This is a genomic window from Flammeovirga pacifica, from assembly GCF_000807855.2.
GTDB classification, from domain to species: domain Bacteria; phylum Bacteroidota; class Bacteroidia; order Cytophagales; family Flammeovirgaceae; genus Flammeovirga; species Flammeovirga pacifica.
The window spans coordinates 4,518,962-4,528,301 of the sequence record NZ_JRYR02000001.1 but is presented as its reverse complement, the minus strand read 5'-3'; the positions used below and the strand labels follow the sequence as shown (position 1 = coordinate 4,528,301).

Sequence of the window (9,340 nt, the reverse complement as noted above, 5' to 3'; positions counted from 1 at the left end):
TTATTGAACCTGAGCATGATTTAAAAGGGTGGCGTAAAGTAGGTGAAGATATTACGGAAGTGCTTGAGTGTGAACCCGCACGTTTGTATGTTCGAAGAATCATTAGACCTCGCTACGTCAAAGAACAGGAAAATGGAGATAGTGTATTTAGTCAGTCGGCTTTACCTTCTCATCTGCCTTTCCCTAAATCTATTGCATCAGCAAGTTTAGCCGCTCAGATGATCATCAGTAAATTTGTAGATCACATTCCGATCCATCGCTTCATCAAGCAGTTTGAAAGACAAGATGTCTATCTGAAAAATACAACGCTGATCGATTTACAAAAGAAGGTTGCAGACAAACTAACGCCTTTATTTGAACTATTATCACAGAAAATAAAGAAGAGCAACTACCTTCAAATGGATGAATCTACCATTAAAGTAATGGGAACAGGTAAAAAAGGGAAAGCACACCAAGGCTATATGTGGTATTATTTGGATCCAAAAGAAAAAATTCTTTCCATTCATTATGCCAATGGAAGAGATCGGAAATATCTGAAAGAACACCTTGGAGATTTTAAAGGTTATGCCCAAACCGATGGTTATAAAGGGTATGATTATTTTGAAAACACTACAGCAATTACACATTTAAATTGTTGGGCACACGCACGTCGATACTTTTTTAAGGCCTATAAAGGGGGCTATAAACCCGCTTCCGAAGTAGTTAACCTTATCTCAAAGCTCTATGAATTAGAAAAAACGTTTCAACCAGATACAAAAGCAGAAGAAATTCAATTAGAGAGAGAAAAATATGCTACTCCAATTATTAATAAGCTCTTCCAATGGGCAAAGGAGCAAAAGGTATTACCTAAAACTGATATTGGTGTAGCTATTACTTACTTTCTCAATCATGAAAAAGGATTACGTGAATATCTCAAGAACGGTGAACTTCTCATTGATAATAACCCTATCGAAAATAAAATCCGACCACTTGCAATAGGTCGAAAAAACTATATGTTTGCAGGTAATGAACAAGGTGCTGCACAAATTGCAATGTTTTATTCCTTTTTCGCTACAGCAAAAATGCATGACGTAGAACCCTATCAATGGCTGAAAAATACACTTGAGATTATTGATGATTACCCTATCAATAAACTAGAGGAACTACTGCCTGTTAAATAGTTGGTGTAGACAAGTGCGGGTTTGCCGACTGCTTACAATTCAAAACCTAAAAAAATATTAAAATCGTATTACTAATTGTGACATTTGTTAAAATAAAATAAAAAAATTACTAATAATATACTATTATGAAAAATCTAATCATCTCATCTATTGTTGCTATTTCAATGTTATCATTAGTTTCTTGTAGTCATGATAACGAACCTACTCCAGTTCAAGAACAAAGTATAATTACACAAACAGAAACAAATCCTAATGCAGCAGTTTCAGCTCATGAAGATAGTGTTACTCAAACTAAACCTGATGCTACTTTAGTAAGTTTAGAAGAAGGTGTGGGTGAAGGATTACACCAAGAAATCTATTTAAAAGAAAAAGAAGGTGTGGGCGAAGGACTTTCTTACGAGCCACAAACTGTAAGTAATTCTGATCTAACCGGAATAATAACACAACCTAATGGTCGTCAAGTTAACTACAAATTAGTATTTACTGTAGAAAACCATATGGATGTTTATCTTGATTACACCGCTTATAATGGAGAGCCTGATAGAATGACAGAAATCGTTAATATTGATCACGTAGAAACTCCATCTTATATCTCATTCTATATAGACGGTTATCGTTATTTCTACGAAAAATAATATTAGTTGAAGTGAATGAATATAAAGCTAACCTAATTAATTAGGTTAGCTTTTTTATACGTTCTTTTTAATTCAAACTAGCTGTATCAATATACTCTTTGGGGGTTACACCAGTCTTCTTCTTAAACATTCTTGAAAAATACTGTGGATATTCAAACCCTAATTTATAAGCTGTTCCGGAAATTGATGCCTTAGGGGCTAATAATAAATTCTTAGCTTCCTCTATCACAAACATATTGATTTGATCAATAGCTGTTTTACCAGTTTCAGCTTTAATAGTATCTCGCATGTATCGGTGGCTTACTTCTAATTGAGCCGCTAACCATTCCATGGATGGCATTCCTTGTTGTTCAAACTGATCATTCTCAAAATACTCATTCAGAATTTCAGTAAACCTAGTAAAAAGGGCCTTATTTATATCTTTTCGATTCAAGAACTGACGCTTATAAAAACGATCAGCATACTTTAATAAAGCTTCGAGATGAGTTAATATAATATCCTTACTAAACTCGTCTTGATTATTTTGATATTCTACTTCAATGTTCTTGAAAATTGATTTAATTGTAGTCTCTTCTTTAGGAGAAAGGTGCAATGCCTCGTTGACATTATAATTGAAATAATTATAATTTTTGATCAATTTTTGAATCTCTTCTCCTCGAATAAAGTCCTCATGAAAAGCTAAAAACCATGATTCAGAACTTACAACAATGTCCTTTACTTTATATGTTTGATTAGGTGCAGAGAACAATAATGTACCCTTGCTACTATCGTACTTTGTTCTCCCATAAATGATTTCTCCTGATACAATTCTTTTCAGGCTAATCAAATAAAACTTATTGCTATAACTAAACTCTTGATTGGATGAAATACAATCTTCAATTTCTTGGTCGTTGAGTTTTTTTTGACCAATCGTAAACAGAGGATTTTCTGGCTCAGGCAATTGTTGAGCTTCTGTAAACTCTGAAATCGTATTAAATTTTATTTCTTTCATTTTGGTATAATTCGATGTTAGAGATACTTTCCAATAGTTATTGGTTCTGGCCTGAAACCATCAGTAATTTATCTTTATACATCACCAAACGCTGATTCGCATTAGTATCTATCAACATAATCACGAACATCATTCCTACCACAGTCACACAACTTGCTCTCCAAATAGGACTATCCATAAAAATGATCAGACCACAAGCTATAATCACAATCAAAGGAATTACTTTAAAGACCGCTGTATTGTATTCACCTAAAGATTTATCCACACGTACAATCTCTGATTCCACAAAAGCGGAAGCATCTTTATTATAGTCTTCTACAAAACTATTTACTCTTGTTTTATTCGCATAAAAAATACCTGCTCCTATAATGAAAAGTAATACTCCTACTACTATTGTTGGAGTAACATAAGCCTTCGCCATTTCCGTTTTCCCTAAATACCAGAATGCTACGCTTGCTAAAAGGAATAACCCTCCAGAAAGCATAAAAAATGATGATGAGAAAACTTCGGCTTTCGCCCAATCTGTTGATGTTTTAATGATATCCATGTTGAGTAATTTTTTAGCAATTTAAAGTTCACTAAATATAACTTATTTCAAATAGTAAATGATGTCTTGAATTATATTAAAAATTCCACTTACAATGTGTTTCTTTTTCTGAAATGTTCCATAGTTTTTTAGCCACTTCTTTATCCAAAGCAAAGCCTTCCAAAGTACCTTCACCCACTGGACCTACCCATTCCATTCTACCTGTAGGACCATATAGAGCTTTATCTTTTAAACCGTCTTGTGTAGCACACATCACTTCTGGATAAGAACCTTTTTCTGCAGATTGTACCATTGGTGACATCGACATTAACTTAAAAGCGAACCTTGTAATAAATGAAGCTTTATCGTTAATCAAAGAAGTTTTTGATGACCCTGGGTGACAAACATATACTTTGACATTTTTATTAGCTGCTTTAATTCTGTCTTGAAGTTCATAACCAATCATCATCTGAGCTAATTTACTATGACAGTACGTTGTATTTGCATCATAATTGTGATCAAAATTCATATCATCGAATTGAATAGTTTTCAATCCCATTTTATATCCTAAACTTGATACTATTACAATTCTTCCTTCAGAGGCTTCAATCTTATCAAATAACATATTGATCAAAAGAAAATGACCGTAATGATTCGTTCCTAATTGACTTTCGAAACCATCTACTGTAAACTCTTGAGATGCCACTTGAGCAATAGCTGCATTACACATTAAAGCATCGATTTTAGGAACTTTAGCATTCACTTCATTGGCTGCTTCTCGAACTGATTGTTGAGAAGACAAGTCCATTTTTATAAAAGATACTTTAGCATTTTCTCCAAATTGATTTTTTAAATCGTCAATAGCTTTTTGAGATTTCTGAGGATTACGGTTTAACATCACCACCTCTGCTCCTTTACTAAGTAATATTGTTGCTGCTTGAAAACCCGCTCCTGCATTAGCTCCTGTGATCACAAAAGTTTTACCTTCAAGAGAATTAATTAGTTCTGGTGTCCAACCCTTTTTTCCGAAATTATTTTTAGTATTCATAATGTTTTTATCTGATTGTAAAATGATTATGATACAAATATCAAAAAATTAGTAAAGCAGTAACTAACACTTTTTGGCAGAAGTTGTATACATTTTGACAAAAGCAAAACGCCACTAAAAATAGTGGCGTTAATAATGAAAGTTGGATAATCTGAATTGGTAAATAAATTCTTAATTGTTTGTTCAGTTTTAGGAGAAAATTTCTCCGAGCGTAAACCTAATAAAATAATTGTAAAATTCACCCTTTTAAGGTGAAAATATGTTGATGTCTCTCGTATTTATAATCAATTTCTAATATTGAAACAGCACAGATCTTTGCTACAAGAGCTAAACCTAAACCTAAGGATTGATCGCTGTCAGATCCTTTTACAAAACGCTGAAATAATTGATCCTTAGCAAAAGACAATGGTTTACCATAATTACTTATTACCAAAGTATTTTGAGTTGTTTTTATTTTGATTGGTCCTTCTGATGTACCGTATCGAATAGCATTTTTCAATAAGTTTTTAAGGACGATATCAAATAAATAAGGATCTATAGTTAAAGAGTGCTCTTCTGATAACTCTTTTTCAATTACTAATGATTTCAACTGAGCCAGTTCCTCAATAGCCTCTATCTGATTATTTATTTCTTCAGATGTATTTAATTCTGTAACTGCAGTAAATTCACCATTATCAATTTTTGTAATCAGATTGAGTGTTGTACCAAGTCTTGAAAGATGGTTGGCCTCATCATAAATAGTCTTTACAACTTTAGCATCTTGTTCTTCTAGCTTCTCAGAAAATAACAATCCCTCTGCTTTATTTCGAATAATAGCTAATGGCGTTTGTAGTTCGTGAGCTACATCTTCTGTATATTCTTTTAAGTGATTGTAATCTGCATCAATTTGTTTTACCATAGTGAGGAAAAGGTTTTGCATTTCTACAAACTCTTTTGTCATGGTTTTCACTTCTTGAATATCTTCCGACTTCCCTACTTTAAACAACTGCATCTGCTCTAAAATGCGTCTAAATGGTCGTAAAAAGTAGCCTTGTAAGAGTAGATTAAATGCAACCGTAATCACGATTAAAACCACAAAAGAAGGGATAAGATAATCGAAAATATCATCACGGAAATAATAATAATTTTGGACTTCCTTGTCCATTTCCACTCTATAAAGTTGTTTATTAGACTCTATAAGAACAATTTTCTTACGGTGAATGAGATTTCTTTCAATATCAGAATGATAAATTGTAACATCTTCGATGATAGGATATTCAGTCTTTTTACATCGCTTAGAAACCTTTTCAATTTTCTTAATACTATTTCCTAAAAGAGAATCTGCTGGTGTACCTTTATCTAAATGATATTGTACACGATGCTCCAACCAACCAAATCTTCTATTCAGATCTGAATCGATGAATTCATCCGCTTCTCTAGTCAAAAATTTTGCATTAAAATAGAAGACCACAAAAGTGAAAATCAAATAGAATAAAGTAATTTTTGATAATAAATTGAAAGTCTGTCTCTTGTTCATAAATTAAGCCTCCACAAATTTATACCCCATACCATACACCGATTTAATGTACTCTCCAGCTCCTTCTTTCTGAAGTTTCTTCCTAAGGTTTTTAATATGGGTATAGATAAAATCAAAATTATCTGCTTGATCAATATGATCTCCCCATAAGTGCTCTGCAATATTTTCTTTGGTCAACATCTTATTTTTGTTGTAGAAAAAATAAAGCAGTAAATCGTATTCCTTTTTGGTCAGTTCTAAAATAAGGTCGTTGACTTTTACTGTAGAAGAAGTGCTATCAATTTTAATAGTACCATGTTCTAAGATGGTACTTCCTTTTAATTTCTTTCTTCTGAAAAGAGAACGAACTCTTGCAATTAATTCTGCCATATGAAAGGGCTTCGTGATATAATCATCAGCCCCTAAATCCAACCCGGTAACCTTATCGTCGATGCTATTTCTAGCGGTAACGATAAGTATACCAGTATTTGGGTTAATTTCTTTTATAAGTTTTACAATCTCTAAACCATTGCCATCTGGTAAACCGAGATCGACCACAATAATATCGTATTCATATACCGATATCTTGTCTTTCGCATCAGCAATCAAACCTACTGTTTCAACAGTCATGGCTTGGTCGCTTAATCCTTTTAGTATATCTTCTGTTAAATGAGGGTTATCCTCTATCAACAATAATTTCATTCGAAATCAGATTTTATGAATTGTCTATAAAGTGAGTGAAGATACAACTATTTCTAGCGATACACTCCTAAAAAGAAAGGTTAAATCCTAGAATTCTTCCATTCCGCCCCCTCCTTGACCACGGCGAGCAGGCTTAAAGTTATTCAAACGGTAAGTGGCTGTTACTGTTAAATACTGAGCGTATCTAAAATCTTCTTGCATGTTTCTAAAACCTATACCTTCAGAATAACTTGTTCTAACTGCAGTTCCGAACACATCATTCATAGAAGCGGTTAAAGTTAACTTCTTCTTTAACATAGAATGTTTTACAGCTGCTTGCATTACAAAGTACCCTTCGTTATTACCCTGAGCTGTAACCGTAGGACCTGTATATCTATTGTTTAATTGAAGCTGTGTATTTTTAGATAATCTAAATGTATTATTAAAACGGCTATTCCAGTTAATACTTTGTCTGCTAAAATCTTGACCTTCTAATTGCCCTTCTACTTTATAATCAAACAAACTACCCATGATGTCTAAAGTCCACCATTTGAAAGGCTGAAGATTCACCGATGTTTCCAAACCTAAAGCATAATCAGTTCCTACGTTTTCATAAGTATGTAAGATCACACCTTCAGACCATACCTTTTGTACTCTTTCGATTTTATCATGCGTCATTCTATAAAATGATTCAATATTGATCGTTGCCTTTTCACCTAGGTTCATCAAATAGCCAAAATCAAAAGAATCAATATTTTCAGGTAATAAATTGGGATTACCCTGACGTACGTTAAAAGCATCTTGCCAAGTCACAAAAGGTTCTAAGTACCATCCTCTAGGACGTTCAATTCTTCTAGAGTAACTTAACATTAACTGATGATCCTTTGGTAAACTATACGATAAGTGGATAGTAGGAAAAATATTCCATTGATCTACAGGATAATCTTGCTCTTGACCTACTACTGATACGTTTCTACCGGTATATTCAGCTCTCAAACCACCTTGGTATCCTAGTTTTCCTAGCTTACCAGAATAAATTCCATATAATGAATGAATCGTTTGAGTATAATTTGTAGTATAACTAAAATCCTGTTGGAAAATATAGTCTCCTGAAAGTGGGTCTAATTCATACACTTCATTCTGATCTTGAGATGTACTCCATCGAGTTTGCCAACCTGCTTCAATTTTATCCGTTGCTCCGATTGGTAAAGTATAATCTAATTTAGCTCTCAATCTACCTCCTGGCCCTACTTCTGAAGAACGTTGTCCTGAAGATGCTTTTTCTACAATAGAACCGTCTCCATTCTTAGGATATAATTCATTCAATGAAGATTCCGTCATATCTCTTCCTCCATAATCTACCATGGCATCTAGTGTATGACCTTTCTTTTTAAATTTATGTTGATAAGCAAGGTTTAAAGAATAGTATAAACCACCTCTTTCCCATTTTTCTCTAGAAATGTATCTGTTTTCATCAATTGGGTTATTAGAACCTCCGATATTTTTGTATTCATAAAAATCGGCATCCATACCTCCATACATTTTAAAATCACCTACTCTACCAGAGAATTTTAAAAAATCATTATCAGAGATAGCATATTCAACTCCACCTTGTAGACCTGCTACTTCGAAAGTTCTTTCTCTTTCTCCATCAGAAATAATATAAGAAGTAGTATCACCTGATTGTGTAATACGTTCTGATTTTAATGTTCCTGGTCCCGGTCTTTTATTGTAATTAGCACCAATATAGTAGCTCCATTTTTTCTTTCTGAAGTTCAATAGGAAATCACCGCCTAAACGACCATAGCGTCCCACATTTACATTGGCTACACCACTTACTCCTTCTAATTTATTTTTCTTTGTTATGATATTGATAATACCTGCAGTACCATCAGGGTCATATTTAGCAGAAGGGTTAGTGATCAATTCTATATTTTCGATAGTCGAAGCTGGTATTTGTTGTAAAGCTTCTGATGCATCTAATACTGATGGACGTCCATCAATTAGAACTGTGAAACCAGAACTTCCTCTTAAACTAACATTACCATCACCATCTACATTAATAGAAGGTACATTTTGTAATACATCAACGGCTGTTCCAGACATTGCAGAGAATTGAGAACCTACATTCACCACCTTTTTATCAATATCATACGTCACTGTATTTTGAGTACCCACCACTTCTACAGCTTCCAATACTTCTGCATCTGTAGTTAAAACAACCACTCCTAAATCTTTGGAATAATTAGATTTATCAATTGTGACATCATCAAGAATACTTTTTTGGAATCCAATAAAAGTCACCTCGACTAAAAATGATCCTTCAGGAAGGTTTTTAATGACAAATTTACCTCCTGTTGAAGTTACAGTACCACCTATTAGTGTATGCGTTTCTTTTGTAAAAACACTTACAGTAGCGTATTCAACAGGTACATTAGTTCCCTCTTCGGTTACTTGTCCTGTGATGACTCCTTTCTTAATTGGATTATTTGCAAATAATGTTGTCGAAAGAAAAATGAAAGTCAGAAATGTAAATAATTGAGAAGTTTTTCTAAACATGAGCTGTTCTAAAATTAAATTTATTCAAAAGTATATATCAAATCTGTTTTAAATCTGAAGAGATATTAATTCGACATAAAAAGAATGAAAACTTCGGATAAAGATTACAAGATCTACTCATTTTCAATTTTATTCTAATGGATAAATTTCAATGCAGATCAATTGAATAAATAGCTATTATAATACTGAATGGGTTATTTTAATTCACTAAAGTTCTATATGAACCAAATCAACTTTGATAAAAC

Annotated in this window: 8 protein-coding genes; 2 read left to right on the top strand and 6 right to left on the bottom strand. The window is 33.1% G+C overall.

The features are described 5' to 3' along the window. Together tnpC and NH26_RS17930 are read left to right on the top strand one after the other, a co-directional pair. Positions 1–1,160 (top strand): IS66 family transposase (gene tnpC / locus NH26_RS17935; protein ID WP_084812133.1); only part of this gene is annotated, 1,160 nt, incomplete at its 5' end. Between the two features lie 125 nt (positions 1,161–1,285). Then, positions 1,286–1,795, top strand: a complete 510-nt coding sequence (locus NH26_RS17930; protein ID WP_139263159.1) for a hypothetical protein — start codon at positions 1,286–1,288, stop codon at positions 1,793–1,795. A gap of 67 nt (positions 1,796–1,862) precedes the next feature. Here the strand turns inward: NH26_RS17930 and NH26_RS17925 are convergent, their stop codons facing one another. The 6 genes from NH26_RS17925 to NH26_RS17900 all read right to left on the bottom strand — a co-directional run bounded on the left by NH26_RS17925 (position 1,863) and on the right by NH26_RS17900 (position 9,095). Next, positions 1,863–2,786 carry a helix-turn-helix domain-containing protein gene (locus tag NH26_RS17925; RefSeq protein WP_044220246.1) on the bottom strand — a complete coding sequence of 308 codons (924 nt, stop codon included), beginning with the start codon at positions 2,784–2,786 and terminating at the stop codon, positions 1,863–1,865. Positions 2,787–2,823: 37 nt separating this feature from the next. Next, on the bottom strand, positions 2,824–3,333 hold the full coding sequence (locus NH26_RS17920; protein ID WP_044220244.1) for a hypothetical protein: 510 nt from the start codon (positions 3,331–3,333) through the stop codon (positions 2,824–2,826). A gap of 76 nt (positions 3,334–3,409) precedes the next feature. Next, positions 3,410–4,360, bottom strand: a complete 951-nt coding sequence (locus NH26_RS17915) for an SDR family oxidoreductase (RefSeq protein ID WP_044220240.1) — start codon at positions 4,358–4,360, stop codon at positions 3,410–3,412. Positions 4,361–4,598: 238 nt separating this feature from the next. After that, the gene (locus NH26_RS17910) at positions 4,599–5,876 is read right to left on the bottom strand and encodes a sensor histidine kinase (protein WP_044220238.1); all 1,278 of its coding nucleotides are present in this window, start codon (positions 5,874–5,876) and stop codon (positions 4,599–4,601) included. A gap of 3 nt (positions 5,877–5,879) precedes the next feature. Beyond that, the gene (locus NH26_RS17905; RefSeq protein WP_044220235.1) at positions 5,880–6,557 is read right to left on the bottom strand and encodes a response regulator transcription factor; all 678 of its coding nucleotides are present in this window, start codon (positions 6,555–6,557) and stop codon (positions 5,880–5,882) included. Positions 6,558–6,644: 87 nt separating this feature from the next. Next, complete coding sequence (locus tag NH26_RS17900; RefSeq protein ID WP_044220233.1) at positions 6,645–9,095, bottom strand: outer membrane beta-barrel protein; 2,451 nt, start codon at positions 9,093–9,095, stop codon at positions 6,645–6,647. Positions 9,096–9,340 lie beyond the last annotated feature (245 nt).

Bases quoted from the DNA above. Each gene is read 5' to 3' on its own strand.
- NH26_RS17915 (WP_044220240.1), bottom strand. From the start codon at position 4,360: ATGAATACTAAAAATAATTTCGGAAAAAAGGGTTGGACACCAGAACTA.
- NH26_RS17925 (WP_044220246.1), bottom strand. From the start codon at position 2,786: ATGAAAGAAATAAAATTTAATACGATTTCAGAGTTTACAGAAGCTCAA.
- NH26_RS17920 (WP_044220244.1), bottom strand. From the start codon at position 3,333: ATGGATATCATTAAAACATCAACAGATTGGGCGAAAGCCGAAGTTTTC.
- NH26_RS17905 (WP_044220235.1), bottom strand. From the start codon at position 6,557: ATGAAATTATTGTTGATAGAGGATAACCCTCATTTAACAGAAGATATA.
- NH26_RS17930 (WP_139263159.1), top strand. From the start codon at position 1,286: ATGAAAAATCTAATCATCTCATCTATTGTTGCTATTTCAATGTTATCA.
- NH26_RS17900 (WP_044220233.1), bottom strand. From the start codon at position 9,095: ATGTTTAGAAAAACTTCTCAATTATTTACATTTCTGACTTTCATTTTT.
- NH26_RS17910 (WP_044220238.1), bottom strand. From the start codon at position 5,876: ATGAACAAGAGACAGACTTTCAATTTATTATCAAAAATTACTTTATTC.